Origin of the sequence: Gillisia sp. CAL575, from assembly GCF_000403785.1 — a bacterium.
Lineage (GTDB): Bacteria > Bacteroidota > Bacteroidia > Flavobacteriales > Flavobacteriaceae > Gillisia.
The window spans coordinates 686,920-702,778 of record NZ_APHJ01000021.1; the positions used below are offsets into that span (position 1 = coordinate 686,920).

The 15,859-nt window shown below is 34.6% G+C and carries 10 protein-coding genes; 7 read left to right on the top strand and 3 right to left on the bottom strand.

Annotation, left to right across the window (positions count from 1 at the left end):
- Window positions 1-2 precede the first annotated feature (2 nt).
- From I130_RS05805 to I130_RS05825, 5 genes are all read left to right on the top strand, one after another.
- Window positions 3-1,502: a SusD/RagB family nutrient-binding outer membrane lipoprotein gene (locus tag I130_RS05805; protein WP_034920390.1), complete on the top strand. Its 1,500-nt coding sequence runs from the start codon at window positions 3-5 to the stop codon at window positions 1,500-1,502.
- A gap of 193 nt (window positions 1,503-1,695) precedes the next feature.
- Complete coding sequence (locus I130_RS05810; RefSeq protein WP_232224029.1) at window positions 1,696-3,285, top strand: glycoside hydrolase family 10 protein; 1,590 nt, start codon at window positions 1,696-1,698, stop codon at window positions 3,283-3,285.
- Window positions 3,286-3,304: 19 nt separating this feature from the next.
- Window positions 3,305-4,753 (top strand): sodium:solute symporter, encoded by a 1,449-nt coding sequence (locus tag I130_RS05815; protein ID WP_034920393.1) that lies wholly within the window; start codon window positions 3,305-3,307, stop codon window positions 4,751-4,753.
- A 21-nt stretch (window positions 4,754-4,774) separates the two neighbouring features.
- The gene (locus tag I130_RS05820; RefSeq protein WP_034920396.1) at window positions 4,775-5,794 is read left to right on the top strand and encodes a dipeptide epimerase; all 1,020 of its coding nucleotides are present in this window, start codon (window positions 4,775-4,777) and stop codon (window positions 5,792-5,794) included.
- Between the two features lie 16 nt (window positions 5,795-5,810).
- Window positions 5,811-7,040 carry a C40 family peptidase gene (locus I130_RS05825; RefSeq protein WP_034920397.1) on the top strand — a complete coding sequence of 410 codons (1,230 nt, stop codon included), beginning with the start codon at window positions 5,811-5,813 and terminating at the stop codon, window positions 7,038-7,040.
- A 71-nt stretch (window positions 7,041-7,111) separates the two neighbouring features.
- Here the strand turns inward: I130_RS05825 and I130_RS05830 are convergent, their stop codons facing one another.
- The 3 genes from I130_RS05830 to I130_RS05840 are packed head-to-tail and all read right to left on the bottom strand — an operon-like array spanning window position 7,112 to window position 11,299.
- Complete coding sequence (locus I130_RS05830) at window positions 7,112-8,053, bottom strand: N-acetylmuramoyl-L-alanine amidase (RefSeq protein WP_034920398.1); 942 nt, start codon at window positions 8,051-8,053, stop codon at window positions 7,112-7,114.
- Window positions 8,054-8,066: 13 nt separating this feature from the next.
- Complete coding sequence (nagB, locus tag I130_RS05835; RefSeq protein ID WP_034920400.1) at window positions 8,067-9,986, bottom strand: glucosamine-6-phosphate deaminase; 1,920 nt, start codon at window positions 9,984-9,986, stop codon at window positions 8,067-8,069.
- Window positions 9,987-10,027: 41 nt separating this feature from the next.
- On the bottom strand, window positions 10,028-11,299 hold the full coding sequence (locus I130_RS05840) for an ROK family protein (protein ID WP_034920403.1): 1,272 nt from the start codon (window positions 11,297-11,299) through the stop codon (window positions 10,028-10,030).
- 301 nt (window positions 11,300-11,600) lie between these two features.
- Between I130_RS05840 and I130_RS05845 the strand changes: the two genes are divergently transcribed.
- Window positions 11,601-12,728, top strand: coding sequence for an acyltransferase family protein (locus I130_RS05845; RefSeq protein ID WP_034920405.1), 1,128 nt, complete (start codon window positions 11,601-11,603; stop codon window positions 12,726-12,728).
- A gap of 42 nt (window positions 12,729-12,770) precedes the next feature.
- Window positions 12,771-15,722, top strand: coding sequence for a glycoside hydrolase family 3 N-terminal domain-containing protein (locus I130_RS05850; protein ID WP_034920407.1), 2,952 nt, complete (start codon window positions 12,771-12,773; stop codon window positions 15,720-15,722).
- Window positions 15,723-15,859 lie beyond the last annotated feature (137 nt).

Consider the following 15,859-nt stretch of genomic DNA (forward strand, 5'->3'; position numbering starts at 1 on the left):
TTATGAAATTATATAAATATTTATTATCAATCTGTATCATCGCAACTGCAGTCTCTTGCAGCGATGATTACTTTGACGTGAACGGATCTGTTACTGCACCTACCACAACATCGTTAGCACCACAATATAGGATTCAAGGAGCAATAGAAAATACTGTTGCAACAGCTCAATATAGAGGGGCAAGAGAAGTTCTTGGAATTACTCAATATGGATCCCAAAATACTGCTGCCTATTATTCTGAATCATGGAATACATTCTTAACCACGGGTAGCTACTTTCTTTGGCAAAATGCCTATGTGTATGCGCTACCAAATACCTCAGATCTTATCTATTTAGGAAATCAATTTGAGGCTCCTAACTATGTAGCTGTTGGGAAAATACTAAGAGCCTATATTTTAGGAATGACAACAGATCAATATGGAGATATTGTTTTGGATGAAACTTATGACAGTGAATCTGCAATGAATATCACACCTAAATTTCAAACCCAAGAAGAGATATATGCTAGAATATTCAAACTTTTAGATGAAGCAATTATTCAGTTAGATGAACCAAGCGCTATTGGTTTAGATGATGAAGGAGGTGATGTACTTTATCATGGCGATCAAGAAAAATGGAAACAATTTGCATATTCTATAAAAGCCAGATACTTAAACCACTTATCTAAAAAGTCATCTGGTGAGTTTGCTTATAATCCTGATGCAATAATTGAAGCAGCAGAAAAAGGTATTTCTTCTAATGATTTAAATGCTTTGATCATGTATGGTGGTGGAGAGATGGAAAACGATAACCAACCATTTAGCATAAATGGATATGGTTCTTCTCGATTTGATTATTTTTCAGACTTTTTTGTGAAATTACTTAAAAACTCATTAGCCCTAGAAACTCCTGTAGAAGATCCAAGATTGACTGTAATTGTTCCAGAAGCTATAAATGGTGGATATCAAGGAGTTGTTACTGGAAGAGGTTTAGATGGTAATTCTGGAGATGATTATTCTTTAGGGAATGGTGGGTTTTACACAATGCCAAATTCACCAACATATATGATCACGTATAGTGAGCTTAAATTTATTGAAGCTGAGGCAAAATTTAGGAAAGGGGATAAAGCAAGCGCTTATGCAGATTATGTATTAGGTATTGAAGCCGATATGCAGAAGCTTGGAATCCCTTCAGCAGATATATCAGCATATTTAAATACAATTGATGATGAAATTGGAACGGAAAATTTTGGACTGTCAGAGATATTTATTCAAAAATATATTGCTAACGTCTTAAACCCTGAAACATGGGTGGATTTTCGAAGAGTAGATTATAGTTCTGATATATATCCAGGATTAGTTCGTCCAGAAAATGTGAATCAAGACATCTTTCCCAATGAAGATGATTGGATTCAGGCAATGATGTATGAATATAATGAGGAAGACAGAAATTATGAGAATATGCCCAATAATGATCCCTATGTGAGATTAACTACACCAGTTTGGTGGGATGTAGAAGGCTAAAGAGTGTTTTATCGTATTAAGTTTTAATAATGTCATTAAAATTTTAAAGGTCCTCCAATGGTTATAAACTGGAGGACCTTTTTATAAAAAATCTACTATAATTTCGTATATATATTCCAAAACGAATTCTACTTTTAAAGAAAATTTTCTGATGCAGAATAATAGATTTCTTGTAATACTAACCTTAGTATTAATGCTTGTTTTTTCCGGTTGTAAAACTCCTAAGCAAGTTACCTCAAAACCTAAAACTCCTAAAAAGGAATTACCGCAGAGAGTAGAAAAACCATCGCCCAAAGTTTCTGAAATTGAAAAGGAAATTAAAGGAGAAGAAAATATACCAGCGGTTCAGGTATTTAAAACTAGCCCTTATGTAATGCGCGAATTTCGTGCAGCATGGATTGCCACTGTGGCAAACATAAACTGGCCAAGTAAGTCTGGGTTATCTACAAAGCAACAACAGGATGAAGCAATAAAACTATTAGATTTTTTAAAGGATCATAATTACAATGCAGTGATTTTTCAGGCAAGGCCACAGGCAGATGCTTTGTACCAAAGTAATTTAGAGCCATGGTCTTTCTTTTTATCTGGAGAGGTTGGAAAAGCTCCAAATCCATATTACGACCCGCTTAATTTTTGGATAGAAGCGGCGCACGACCGAGGCATGGAATTGCATGTATGGTTAAATCCATATAGAGCGCATCATTCTACGGGTGGGGCTGTAGCTCCTAAATCTATGGTGAAGATGCACCCAGAATTCATGGTGAGTTTAAAGAATGGAATGTGGTGGATGGATCCTTCCAAGCAGTCAACACAAGATCATTCCTCAGCTGTAGTTATGGATATTGTGAAACGATATGATATAGATGGAATTCATTTCGACGATTATTTTTACCCATACGCATCTTATAATAAAGGTGCAGATTTTCCAGATGCAGAAAGTTATCAAGCATATTTAAAAACAGGAGGAAAGCTTACTAAGCCAGATTGGAGAAGAGATGAAGTAAATGAATTTGTAAAGCGAATCTATAAAGAGATCAAAGAAGAAAAACCAGATGTAAAATTTGGGATAAGTCCTTTTGGAATCTGGAGACCTGGTTATCCAAAATCAATTTCTGGGATGGACCAGTACAATGAACTGTATGCAGACGCTAAACTTTGGCTAAATAAAGGCTGGATAGATTATTTTACTCCTCAGTTATATTGGAAGATAAATCAAATGGCACAGAGCTTTCCTGTGCTTCTTGGTTGGTGGGAAAGTGAAAATACTCAGGATCGCCATTTATGGCCGGGAATTAATATAGATTTTGGGGGAGATGCTGCCAATGTTGATGAAACGATCAATCAGATCATGTTAACGCGTGGCATGATTGCAGAGAGTAAAGGAACTGTGCACTGGAGTATCGCTCCATTATTAAAATATCCAAATCTTGCAAAAGCATTGGTAGACGGTCCCTACAAAAAACAGGCGTTGGTTCCTGCGAGTCCGTGGTTAGATGAGGTATTGCCAGAAACACCTTCGGTTTCAACAAATATTGTAGGGAATAAGGTAAATATTTCTTGGTCTCATTCAGAATTAGGAGACGTATCCAGCTGGGTGGTTTTTTATAAATATGGAAACAACTGGGATTATAAAATCCTTGACAGAACAAAAAATTCTATAGAATTCTCTCATTATTTAAAAGAAAAGGAGAAAAAAGATCCATTAACTTTTATTGGTGTTACGGCAGTAGACAAAACTGGAAATCAGAGCAGTTTCAATGAAATTAAGATTGAAGCTAAATAGCTAAATAAAATTTTACAATATGACCCCATTATTGGTTTTTGGCGTAATTGCCGGATATTTTATATTACTGCTAATTATAAGTCATTTTACTTCTCAAAAGGCAGATAATACTACCTTTTTCACAGCAAACAGAAGATCTCCGTGGTTTTTAGTGGCTTATGGAATGGTGGGAGCCTCATTATCTGGAGTAACATTTATATCAGTGCCTGGAGAGGTCGGAAATTCCAATTGGACTTATCTTCAATTTGTAATGGGAAATATGGTGGGATATGCCGTCATCGCATTTGTACTAATTCCGCTTTTTTATAGACTTCAGCTGGTTTCTATCTATGAATATTTAAGAGATAGATTTGGGAAGAATTCTTATCTGGCTGGGGCTTCATTTTTTCTTATTTCTCAAACTATCGGTGCTTCTTTTAGATTGTTTTTAGCAGCAGTAGTATTGCAGATCGCATTTTTTGATGCATTTGGAATTCCATTTTTCGTAACCGTACTAACAACCATTTTACTTATCTGGTTATATACTTTTCGGGGAGGAATTAAAACCATTGTTTGGACAGATACCCTTCAAACAACATTTTTATTGGCCGCTGTAATTATTAGTATCATCGTGATTATTAATCATATGAATCTGAATGTAGGAGAGGTATTTAGTCTTGTTTCAAAAAACAAAATGTCTACCGTTTTTGATTGGGACTGGAGATCAGATAGAAATTTCTACAAAACCTTTCTGGCGGGGATATTCATTACTATCGCCATGAACGGACTGGATCAAAATGTAATGCAGAAGAATCTAACTTGTAAAAGTAAAGGTGATGCTCAAAAGAATATTTTCTGGTTCTCTATAGTTTTCTTTATTTCTACCTTATTGTTTTTAGCCTTAGGAGTGCTGCTTTATCAATATGCCTTAGATCAGAATATATTATTACCAGAAAGAACAGATGATCTATATCCAACTCTTGCTCTAAACTATTTTGGCACTTTCGCTGGAGTTGTATTCTTAATAGGTATTGTAGCGGCTGCATTCTCTAGTGCAGATTCTGCACTTACTGCCCTTACAACCTCATTTTGTGTAGATATTTTAGATATATCAAAACGAAAGACCAATCAGAAAAAAACAAGATTTTTAGTGCACATAGGTTTTTCATTATTGATGTTCGTGGTAATCATAATTTTTAATTCCTTAAATGATAGCAGTGTAGTAAGTGCCGTTTTTAAGGTTGCGGGTTTTACCTATGGTCCGTTATTAGGCTTGTTTGCATTTGGATTGCTTTCTAAGCGTGGAGTAAAAGATAAATGGGTGCCACTTGTTTGTATTCTGTCTCCAATTTTATCTTTCATATTAGATCAAAATTCTGTAAGCTGGTTTTACGGATATAAATTCGGATTTGAAATATTGCTGGTAAATGCTGCGATTACCTGTATAGGATTGGCGCTTTTGTATAACAGAAAACCAGGATACCTGTAGTTAAATACTGAAATAGACCTTATGAAACTTGAATTCTATACCTACAACCTAGAGCTTAAAAACACCTTTACCATTAGTCATGGTTCAAGAGATTTTCAGGAGACTTTAATAGTTGCTTTATCCGATGGGGAATATACCGGATATGGAGAGGCAGCAGCAACGGTTTATTATGGAGTTTATACTAAGGCTATGATAGCTTCAATAAAATCTATTGAATATATTATTGCAGAAAATATTCACTTAAAGCCAGAAGAACTTTGGGAACTTACGTTTCCGCATCTAAAAGATAACCCATTTGCGCAATGTGCTTTGGATATGGCCATGCATGATCTACACGGAAAAAGAAATAAGCAAGCACTTTATAAAATGTGGGGGTTTAATTTGGATACTATTCCGCTTACCAATTATACAATCGGAATAGACTCTGTTGAAAAAATGACAGAAAAGATTAAGGAATTTCCATGGCCTTTATATAAGATCAAATTAGGAACTAATGATGATGTGCAGATCATATCAGAATTAAGAAAACATACCAATTCTATTTTCAGGGTTGATGCCAACGGCGCTTGGACTGCAGAACAAACCATTAAAAATTCTGAATTATTAAAAGATCTAAATGTTGAATTTATTGAACAACCTCTAGATCCAAGAGATCTGGATGGAATGGCAGCAGTTTATAAGAATTCTGCTTTACCATTAATTGCTGATGAAAGTTGTATTGTAGAACAAGATGTTGCAAAATGTAAGGACTATTTTCATGGCGTTAATATAAAACTAACAAAGTGTGCAGGAATTACGCCAGCAAGAAAAATGATCGCTGAAGCCAAAAAATTAAACATGAAGGTGATGGTGGGTTGCATGACCGAATCTACCGTGGGAATTTCGGCAATTGCACAATTATTACCTTTGTTAGATTATGTAGATATGGATGGTGCACTTTTATTAAAATCTGATATTGCAGATGGGGTAAAAGTTTATGATGAAAAAGTACATTTCCCAAAGAGAAATGGAACTGGAGCAAAATTATTAATCACTGAATAAAGTAAAACTGAATTATATGAACGTATTTAAAAAGATGAATTTATTAGCCTTAATAGGGCTTTTGGTTGTTACTTCCTGTAATGAGAAAGCTGAAGAAAAGGAAGAAAATAAAGCTGAAGTTTATATTGCAGCTGTAAAACAGGAATATGCTCCAGACAAAAGAGTGGCATTATTTGATGTAGAAGCAATACAATCTAAGGATACTTATATTTTAAAAGGAGAATCTAATCTGCCAGATGCAGTTAATGCATTAAAAGAAAAATTAAATTCTGAAGGAGTTGTGTTTTCAGACAGTATTCAACTACTTCCTGCAGCAAATGTAGAAGGGAAGATCAACGGACTTATTAAAATATCTGTAGCCAATTTAAGGGGAGAAGGAAAGCATTCCGCAGAACTTGTTACTCAAGCAACATTAGGAACACCTGTGAAGATTTTTAAAACTAATGATGGCTGGAGTTTGATCCAGACTCCAGAAGGTTATATTTCCTGGGTAGATAATGGAGGAGTTATTGGACTAACAGATGCAGAGTTTTCTAAATGGAAATCGGCAGATAAGATCATTTATCTAAATCCTTATGGAAAATCTTATGAAAGTGCAGATGCTAAGAGTCAGGCAGTTTCAGATTTGGTAGCAGGAAACATTTTAGAGCTTTTAAGCGACAAAAACGGATTTTATGAGGTTAAGTATCCAGACGGGCAAAAAGCTTTTGTTGACAAAGCAGATGCAACACCATATCTAGATTGGGTTGCTTCTGTAGATCAATCTGGGGAAGATCTGGTGGCTACTGCGAAAAAATTGATGGGTTTGCCTTATTTATGGGGAGGAACTTCTCCTAAAGGAGTTGATTGCAGCGGATTTACAAAAACAGTTTATTTCTTGAACGGATTGATAATCCCAAGAGATGCTTCGCAACAGGTGCATACTGGGAAACTGATAGATTCTACTAAAATTTTTAAAAACCTAATTCCTGGAGATCTTTTATTCTTCGGAAGAAAAGCTACAGATTCTACAAGTGAGAGAGTCATTCATGTTGGAATGTGGATTGGAGATCAAAAATTCATTCACTCCATGGGGAATGTTCATATTAGTACGATGGATTCTACCAATGCAGATTTTGATGAATACAACTACAACAGATACTTAAGAACAAAAAGAATTAATGATCAGGAAGGGAAGGGATTGATATATCTTGCTGAAAAGGATATTTTCATGAGTAAGAATGATTCTACTTCAGTTCAAGAATAATCTTTAATTTACTCAATTAAAAAGCTCCTCTAAATATATTTTAGAGGAGCTTTTTTTTATAATATAAACTCTTATAGATACTTCTTATAAAGATTATTCAGCACTTTCAAATCATGATCTGTAAGGGTAGAATTCACTTCCGCTTGAATAAAATGTAATTTAAAAGCCTTTATTGCAGCAGGCATATCGCTTACATCAAATCCAATGATCTTCAGCGCCACTTTTGGGGTTACGTCCAAAATGGGAGTGGAGATTGGAGCCTTTATTTTAGCTACAATCACAGAGTCGTTAACTTCTGTCCTTATTTCCTGAGGGATTTCTGTGGTTAAAGTTTTACTTTCTCCTAAAACGTGAACTTTTTCTTCAGGAATCTCGTCATACCATAAGCCGAATCCTTCCTTCGCCAATTCTTTCCATGGAAATGTTTTATTTGGATCATTTTTTCTGGTCGGTGCAATATCAGAATGGCCTATAAAATTAGCTGTAGGGATCTTATATTTCTCTTTTAGGTCTTTTAATAATTCTAAAAGACTCTGAATTTGAAGTGGTGAAAAATCGTCACTTCCATTATTATCTAGTTCAATTCCAATAGAAGATGAATTTAGATCTGTATTAGAACCCCATTGCCCAGTTCCTCCATGCCATGCGCGATAAAGATCATTAAGCATATGGTAGATCTTCCCATTCTCTCCAATTACATAATGCGCACTTACCTGAGTTCTTTCTAAAGTAAATGTCTTTAAAGTTTGCCCTACAGAATCTTGCGCTGTATGATGAATTATTACAATATTGGGCTTTCTAAGGTTAAAATTAGTTGTTCCCACCCAATCTTCGGCATATTTTAAACTACTTCCCATCCCTGGATTAGGTGGAGGAAGTATTTCCAACTCTTTAATAAGTTCTTTGGTGTGTTTTTTATGAACTCTATTAGTGGGAGCATATGGATTACTAGCGCATGAAAGGACCATGCATGCAGTAGCAACTATAGTGAATACTGATTTTATTCTTTTCATTTAAAATCTTATTTTAAAATTTCCAGCGAACAAATGCTTCCATGGCTTCATAATTTGCCATTCCTAATTTGTGATAATTACTTGCAGTCTCACTATTTCTTTCCTGAGCACGTACCCAAAATTCTCGTTCATCATCTCCAGGAAAAACAGGGTGATCTTTCTGTGATTGATGCTGAAAAATGGCTTTTCTCTTACGGTCTACCTCTTGAGGAGAAAGTGGTACAGCCATTTCAATTTCATGAGTTTCAAACTCTAACCAAGCACCTCTATACATCCAAAGCCAGCAGTCTTTAGTCCAAGATTCCGTTTTTCTTAGACGGTTCATGGCCTCGATTATAATTCTAAAACAAACAATATGAGTGCCGTGTGGATCTGCAAAATCTCCTGCAGCAAAGATCTGTTGAGGTTTTATTTTTTGTAAAAGCTGCATGGTTAGCAAAACATCTTTTTCTGTAACTGGATTTTTAATAGTCTTTCCAGTTTCATAAAATGGCAATGCCATAAAATGAATATTTTGATCTTCCAAACCTGCATATCTTGCACCTGCATAAGCTTCAGACTTTCTTATAAATCCTTTAACAGCTCTAATTTCAGGAAGATCAATTTCGTTTGGCTGTTTAGAATCTAAGAAGGTCCTTGTTTCCTCATAGATAGTTTCCAATCTATTGGAATCGTCGCCAATACTTTTGTTAAAGTCGATAGCAAATTCCATATATCTCAACACATCTGTATCCCAAACTGCGGTATTTCCGGAGGTTTGATAAGCAACATGCACATCATGACCTTGATCTACCAGCCTTATAAAAGTTCCTCCCATAGAAATCACATCATCGTCTGGGTGTGGAGAGAAAATTAATGATCTTTTGTGTGCAGGCTCAGATCGTTCGGGGCGTTGAGAATCGTCAGAATTTGGTTTTCCTCCAGGCCACCCGGTAATACTGTGCTGCAAATGATTAAAGACTTCAATGTTAATGTTGTAAGCTGGACCCTTTTCAGTAGCCAATTGTGCCATTCCATTATTATTATAATCTTCGTCTGTCAGTTTCAAAATAGGTTTTCCTACTTCTGAAGATAACCAGATTACAGCCTTTTTAATTTGATTTTTATCCCAGATACAATCTTTTACTAACCAAGGAGTATTAAATCTTGTGAGTTCTGAAGCAGCATCTGTATCTAAAATAAATTCTACTTTATCTGAATGTTGAAGGTAAGTAGCAGGAACATTTCCTGAAATTTCTCCTTCTACTGCTTTTTTTATAATACTGGCCTTTTTCTTACTCCAAGCCATCAAAATGATCTCTCTCGCTTTAAAAATGGTACCAATTCCCATAGTAATGGCCTTTGTAGGTACATTTTCTTTTCCTCCAAAATCTCTGGAAGCATCTCTTCTTGTAAGATCATCTAATGTTACAAGTCTGGTTCCAGAATTTGGAGCAGATCCAGGCTCATTAAAACCAATATGTCCCGTTCTACCAATTCCCAGTACTTGAAGATCTAATCCGCCTAATTCTTCAATTTTATTTTCGTATTCAAGACAAAAAGCAGCAATATCTTCTTTCTTCAAAGTTCCGTCTGGAATATGAATGTTCTCTTTAGGGATATCTATATGGTTAAATAGATTCTCAGCCATAAAAGTAACATAGCTTTGAGGCGCCGTTGGTTGCATAGGATAATATTCATCCAAATTGAAGGTAATCACGTTTTTAAAACTCAAGCCTTCTTCGTTATACATGCGTACAAGCTCTTGATAAACCTCTACTGGAGTTGCACCAGTAGCAAGACCTAAAATAGCTGGAGATCCTTCTTTTTGTTTTTTAACAATTAGGTCTCTTATTCTTTTTGCAACACTTTTAGACGCTGTACTCTCATCTGGAAACACAGTGACAGGTAATTTTTCGTAGCGAGTTTCTTCAAGTAAATTTAATCTTGCCATAGTTAGTCTTTTCAATGTATTTGGGAATAATCCTTATATGCTTAATTAAGTTGTGCTTTTGCCGCTGTAATTTGTTGCTTAAATATATGATCCATAATAGCCACGGTTGCTCCCAACAGGCTTGAGTTTTTGCCTAGTTTAGAAAGTGAAATATCTGTACGCTCTTTTAGCTGAATCATACAATAGGTATTGATAGATTGCTGAATTGGAGTAGTTATAAATTGTTTGGCTTCTGCTATTTTTCCTTCTAAGATGATAAGTTCTGGGTTAAATATCTGAATTAGAATGGCAATACCTTTCCCAAGATTTATTCCAATTTCTGAAAGCACATTTATAGCAAACTGATCTCCTCGATTAGCTGCTTCAATAATAACTGAAGGCTCTAAATTATCAAGGTCATCATTCACCATTTCTTTCAAAATAGAATGCTGCCCGGCTACAATACCATCCTTAGCCTTTTTGACCAAAGCAATTCCAGAAGCAACAGTTTCCAAACATCCTCTTTTCCCACAATGGCATAAAGCTCCGTCTTCTACTAAAGGAATATGTCCGAATTCCCCAGCAAAACCGGAGGATCCCATATGTAATTTTCCACCCATGATAATCCCAAGGCCAATTCCCCAATCCATAGAAAGTACAAGAACATTGTTTTTATTCTTTGCAAGTCCAAAACGAAACTCCGCTAAACACGCACTTTTTGCATCGTTAAGGATTGCAACGGGTTTGTTAAATTTTGTTTCAAATTCACTTTGTAGATTTTGTGGTTGATGATCTTTAAGGAAATACGTAAAGTTTTTTCCATCTTCTGAAGATACCAGTCCTGGCATACTAATTCCAATACCCATCAGTTTATCTGAATTGATATCAGATTCAGCAATAAGTTCTGTTGCATGCTGATGTAAAACATTTACAATATCAAAATCTTTGGAAATAATCGTTCGAATGTTTTTCTCGAACAATACTTGATGTGTGTTATCTAAAATAGCCAGTTGAATTTGGAAGCGTTCTATATGAATGCTCATAACAAAAAAACTATTCTCTTTTAAACCAAAAAGATCTGGTTTTCTACCTCCTACAGATTCACCTCTTCCTTGTTTTGCTACTAAATCATCTGCTACTAATTGGTTTAGTAAGGACATAGAAGTTGGTAGACTTATATTAAAGGTATTGCAAATATCAGTATTAGTATTAGCTCCATTAAAATATAGATGCTTTATGATCCTTATTTTTTGGAGATATTTTTTCCTTTCAACATTACTTAATTCCATCGGGAGATTAAGATTGATGAAAAATTCTGGCAATTCTTTCGACATAAATAGAATTTAAGATTGAATTTAATTTGTCTTTAAGATTAGTCTTTTCTGACACATAAGAGAAAGAAATAATTTTCATTAAAAATATGCAAAATATTATCTTGAAAAAAGACTTTATTAAAATTTTTATGAAAGATTGATTATTTACTTAAAATTTATACTTTTAAGCTTTAGTTTTAAAAACAAATCAAAAATTAGCTGCTTAAAGTTTTCTCAAGATAAGTAAACGTTGAATTTTTTATTCATTGAAGATTAAAAAATATTATTTCAATAGAAATTTTATAAATATGATGGACATTTTATGTTAAACCGGTCTCAACGATATTTAGCCTTAGATGTTTTGCGGGGTATTACTATTGCTTTAATGGTGTTAGTAAACAACCCTGGCAGCTGGTCAAATATTTACGATCCATTTAAACATGCTTCGTGGCATGGATTTACACCTACAGATTTAGTTTTCCCTACCTTTCTATTTGTTATTGGCAATGCCATGAGCTTTAGTCTCAGAAAATATGAAGAGCAATCTGTAGGTATATTTTTAAAGAAAATTTTCACCAGAAGTTTGCTCATCTTTTTTATTGGTCTTTTTATGAGTGCTTTTCCTTTTGTTTATAGAAATGAATTGGGAGAATTAATATTTAAGGATCTTACACAAATGAGAATTATGGGTGTGCTACAAAGAATTGCTCTTTGTTATTTAATAGCCGGTTTAATGCTTCATCTTATTAAAACTCAAGCCACAATTATCATAAGTATAAATATATTACTGATTTATTGGTGGATTATGTACAGGTTTGGATCGTTACCAGATCCTTATAGCCTATCAAATAATGCAGCTTTAAAATTTGACCTATTACTATTTCATCCGGATAATTTATGGAAAGGTTTTGGAATAACCTTTGACCCTGAAGGACTTTTAAGCACCTTGCCCGCCATTGTTAATGTGGTTGCGGGTTATATTGCTGGGATTTTTATTCAACGCTCAGGAAATACCATCTCAAGTATCGGGAAGTTAGCCGTAAGCGGAATTATTCTACTGATAATTGCAAAAGTCTGGGATCTTTATTTTCCTATTATCAAAGGGATCTGGACAAGTTCTTATGTAATATATTCTATAGGTTGGAACCTTCTCATTATTGCTGCTTTAATCTTGATTATAGAAATATGGAAATTTAAAAAATGGACTTACTTCTTTCAGGTTTTTGGGAGAAATCCACTCTTTATTTTTGTCTTATCGGGTTTAATTGCCATGCTTATGAGCATTATATGGGTGGATGGAGGATCTCTAAAACCTTGGATTTATAATAATGTTTTTTTAAGCTGGCTTACAAAATACAATGCATCACTAGCTTTTGCCGTTAGTTTTATGTTGCTTATGTGGATTATAGGCTATGTGCTTGACAAAAAGAAGATCTATATAAAAGTTTAAATTGCGCAAACTATTGGTTTGCTTTAATTATCAATTATAAGTATGAAATTAATCAAAATTTACGCCCCATTATTACTTGTCATCGGCATCTTTTCTAATGTTTCTGCTCAAGAAACAAAGGCGAAATCACCTGAATTTTTAAAATTTACGCATAGTGTTTGGGTAGATTCTATAATGACTACTCTTTCTCAGGAAGAAAGGATAGCTCAACTTATAATGGTGGCTGCTTATTCTAATAGAGGAGAAGAACATAGACAGGAAATTTTAAAGCAAATTAGGGAGCAAAAAATAGGAGGTCTTATCTTTTTTCAAGGAGGACCTGTGCGTCAGATAAATTTGATGAATGAGTATCAAGAAGCTTCAAAAGTACCTTTGTTAGGAGCGATGGATGCTGAATGGGGAATTGGAATGCGATTAGATAGCACGATGAGTTTTCCTTTCCAAATGAGTTTGGGAGCTATTCAGAATGATAGTTTGATTTATGATATGGGTGTAGAAGTTGCCAATCAAATTAAAAGAATAGGACTGCATTTAAATTTTGCTCCAGTGGTAGATGTCAATAATAATGCTGCAAATCCTGTGATTAATTATAGATCTTTTGGAGAGAATAAGGTAAAAGTTGCAGAAAAGGGAATAGCATATATGCGTGGTTTACAGGAAACAGGAGTTTTACCAACGGCCAAACATTTCCCCGGACATGGTGATACAGATACAGATTCTCATTATGCCTTACCAAGAATAACACACTCCAGAGCAAGATTGGATGAAACAGAATTATACCCTTTTAGAGAAATCATAAAAGCAGGAATTGGTGGAGTTATGGTTGCTCATCTGGATATTCCAGCATTAGATTCTACTGGAATTCCATCTACCCTTTCTAAACCTATTATTTCTGGTTTACTTAAGGATGAGCTTGGCTTTCAAGGTTTAATAGTTACCGATGCCATGAATATGAAAGGGGTTACCAAAGATCACAGTCCGGGTGAAGTGGATAAGGATGCTATCCTTGCTGGGAATGATCTCTTGGAATTCACAGAGGATGTCCCAAAAGCTATAGAAGAGATTAAAAAAGCTATAAGCCAAGGATTAATTACTCAAAAAGAGATTGATGAGCGTTGCAGAAAACTCTTAGCATTAAAACAATGGGTAGGACTCGATGCATATAGATCAATCGATTCAAAGAATATAGATAAGGATCTTAATTCCTCTTCTGCAGAGCTTTTGAACCGAAATCTTAGCGAAGCTTCCTTAACCGTTCTTCGGAATCAATCAGATTTATTACCGCTTCAGCATTTAGACACTTTAAAAATCGCTTCAATTTCGGTGGGTGAAGATTTTAATAATAAATTTCAGAAGACATTGGAATTGTATTCAAAAATAACTCATTTCAATATCCCTTATGAAGCTAGTAAGGCTGAATTAGATTCATTGAAAAATAATATTTCAGCATTCAACCTTGTAATCATTGGGGTTCATGATGACAGCAAATATCCTAGAAATAATATGCGAATTTCTTCAGAAGTACAATCATTTCTGAAGCTTATTACGAAAGAGAAGAAAAGTATACTCACATTTTTCAAGAATCCGTATTCCTTGAATGATTTGGATGCTTCTGAAAGTGTTTCTTCTTTAATCCTAACGTATCAAGACAGTAAAAATTCAGAAGATCTAGCAGCACAGTTGATTTTTGGCGGAGTAGGAGCAAATGGAAAACTACCGGTAAGTATTGGAGATAAATATAAAGAAGGAGATGGATTAAATATTTCTGGAGGAATTAGATTTAAATACACGCTTCCAGAAGATGCAAATATGAATGCGGAACTTCTAAATAAGAAAATTGATTCCTTGATGCAAGATGCCTTAAAGCAAAAAGCTATGCCAGGAGGACAAATTCTAGTAGCTAGAGATCAAAAAGTGGTATTTCATAAAGCGTATGGTTTTCAAACTTATTCGGATACCACAAAAGTAAAACTAACCGATATTTATGATCTTGCCTCTATCACTAAAATAACCTCTGCCTTGCCTGCTTTGATGAAACTAAAAGATGAAGAAAAATTTAGTTTAGAAGCGGGAATAGACACCTATCTCCCTTATTTTAAAAACTCCAATAAGACTGGGGTTTCTATGAGAGAAATTCTCGCCCACCAAGCCGGATTTAAATCCTGGATCCCTTATTGGAAAACGACACTTAGAAATAATGGAACTTATAAATGGAAGACTATTAAAAAGGATTCTTCGGCAAGATTTACTATAAAGATCGCAGAGCACATGTGGCTTTTTAAAAATTATGAAAAGGAGATCTTTAAACAGATCAAAAGATCGGACTTAGAAAAAGAAAAGAAATACCTATACTCGGGGCTTGTTTTCTATTTGCTGCCAAGTGTAGTAGAAAAATTAACCAATGAGAATTTCACTACTTACTTAGATAATCAGTTTTATGATAAGTTAGGTTCAAATACTCTTACTTATAATCCTAACCGGGAGTTCGAATTAAGTAGAATAGTACCTACAGAAAATGATTATTTCTTCAGAAAAAAACCAATTCATGGAAAAGTGCATGATGAAGGAGCTATTATGATGAATGGCGTTTCTGGTAATGCAGGACTGTTTTCTAATGCGAACGATTTGGCTAAAGTGATGCAGATGTACCTTAATAAAGGAAGTTATGGTGGAGATAATTTTATATCTAAAGCCACTTTAGAAGAATTTACAAAGTATCAATTTCCTGATAATGGAAATAGAAGAGGATTAGGTTTTGACAAACCTTCACTAGGGGAGCGATCATCCAATGGCAACACAGCAGTCTCTGCAAGCGATGCCAGTTTTGGACACACGGGTTTTACTGGAACTATGGTATGGATGGATCCAGAAACTAAACTTTTGTTTGTATTTCTTTCCAATAGAGTTCATCCTACAAGAGACAATACGATGCTTTATAAACTAAACACCAGAACCAATATTCAGCAGGTGTTATATGATGCTATTATAGAATAAATTACAGAAGATTATGGTAGAACTTTATACTTAAAATTCGTAGATTTTCCATTTAGAATTTAGCATGTATGTTATAGGAAATGTTATATTTGTTCACTATATCAACCAAATTCTCAAAGAAATCTACCTAATTTTAA

Excerpts from the sequence above, each read along its gene's own strand:
- I130_RS05805 (WP_034920390.1), top strand. The coding sequence starts at position 3 with ATGAAATTATATAAATATTTATTATCAATCTGTATCATCGCAACTGCA.
- I130_RS05810 (WP_232224029.1), top strand. The coding sequence starts at position 1,696 with ATGCTTGTTTTTTCCGGTTGTAAAACTCCTAAGCAAGTTACCTCAAAA.
- I130_RS05815 (WP_034920393.1), top strand. The coding sequence starts at position 3,305 with ATGACCCCATTATTGGTTTTTGGCGTAATTGCCGGATATTTTATATTA.
- I130_RS05820 (WP_034920396.1), top strand. The coding sequence starts at position 4,775 with ATGAAACTTGAATTCTATACCTACAACCTAGAGCTTAAAAACACCTTT.
- I130_RS05825 (WP_034920397.1), top strand. The coding sequence starts at position 5,811 with ATGAACGTATTTAAAAAGATGAATTTATTAGCCTTAATAGGGCTTTTG.
- I130_RS05830 (WP_034920398.1), bottom strand. The coding sequence starts at position 8,053 with ATGAAAAGAATAAAATCAGTATTCACTATAGTTGCTACTGCATGCATG.
- nagB (WP_034920400.1), bottom strand. The coding sequence starts at position 9,986 with ATGGCAAGATTAAATTTACTTGAAGAAACTCGCTACGAAAAATTACCT.
- I130_RS05840 (WP_034920403.1), bottom strand. The coding sequence starts at position 11,299 with ATGTCGAAAGAATTGCCAGAATTTTTCATCAATCTTAATCTCCCGATG.
- I130_RS05845 (WP_034920405.1), top strand. The coding sequence starts at position 11,601 with ATGTTAAACCGGTCTCAACGATATTTAGCCTTAGATGTTTTGCGGGGT.
- I130_RS05850 (WP_034920407.1), top strand. The coding sequence starts at position 12,771 with ATGAAATTAATCAAAATTTACGCCCCATTATTACTTGTCATCGGCATC.